Genomic DNA, 1,088 nt, shown 5'->3' with positions numbered 1-1,088 from the left:
AGTCATTGCTGAAGCTGTGCCGGCGCTTTGGATTGTAAAACATCTCGATGTAATCGAAGACATCCTGCTTTGCCTCTTCCCGGGTGCCGTAGGTCTTGCGTCGGATTCGTTCCCTTTTTAAGAGCTGGAAGAAGCTCTCGGCGACGGCGTTGTCATGGCAGTTCCCTCGTCGGCTCATGCTTTGCTGCAGATTGTGCTGGTCCAGGAAGTCGCGCCAGTCATAGCTGCTGAACTGACTGCCCTGATCGGAATGCACCATCACCGTATTCTTGGGCTGCCGCCTCCAGACCGCCATCAAGAGCGCATTCATCGCCAGCTCGCGATCGATGCGTGAACTCATCGACCAGCCAATTACCTGGCGCGAAAACAGATCAAGCACCACGGCCAGATAAAGCCAGCCTTCATAAGTGCGGATGTACGTGATATCTGTTACCCAGACCCGATTCGGTTCCTGCACGTCAAACTGGCGCTGAAGATGGTTGGGCGCTACTAGCGAAGGCGCGCCGCCGCGCTTGTATTTGCGCTTGGCGTAGCCGGTTTGCGAACGAATCCCGGCCGACCTCATCAGACGGTGGACGCGATTGATGCCGCATTGTTCTCCGAGCGCGCGCAGATCGTCGCTGACCTTGCGGTAACCGTACACGCTGCCGCTTTCCAGCCACGATTCCTTGATGGGAACCAGAAGGCGCTTGTCTTCCCTGGCGCGCTTGCTTTCAGGGTTCAGGCGCCACGCATAGAAGCCACTCGGATGCACCTCGAGCACTTTGCACAGCCGGCGCACCGGAAATTGGTCCTGCAACTCAACAATTAAGGTGTACCTTACCCGGACGTCTTGGCAAAGTACACCGCGGCCTTTTTCAATATGTCACGCTCCTCCGTGACGCGCTTGAGCTCGGCCTTCAGGCGCCGCATCTCCTCGGACTGGGCATCGACAGCCTTGCGCTCTGCCTCAGGCACACCGTAGCGCTTCGTCCAGGCGTACAGGCTATGAATGCTTACCCCAAGCCGGGCCGCTACTTCGCTTGCTGGGTGACCGCCCTGCGCCACCTGCTTGACCGCTGCAATCTTGAATTCCTCTGTGTACCGCT

The 1,088-nt window shown here is 58.0% G+C and carries 1 protein-coding gene; it reads right to left on the bottom strand.

Features of this window, described 5'->3' with window-relative positions; genetic code table 11:
* A protein-coding gene (locus tag ACFPAH_RS23045; protein WP_379750010.1) for an IS3 family transposase occupies window positions 1-1,088 on the bottom strand; the annotation gives its coding sequence in 2 pieces (ribosomal slippage) (window positions 1-852 and window positions 852-1,088; 1,089 coding nt annotated over the 2 pieces). This gene is flagged as partial in the annotation.

This window comes from Massilia sp. GCM10023247 (assembly GCF_042653325.1).
Taxonomy (GTDB): domain Bacteria; phylum Pseudomonadota; class Gammaproteobacteria; order Burkholderiales; family Burkholderiaceae_D; genus Telluria.
This window is presented reverse-complemented; position numbering and strand designations above follow the sequence as displayed.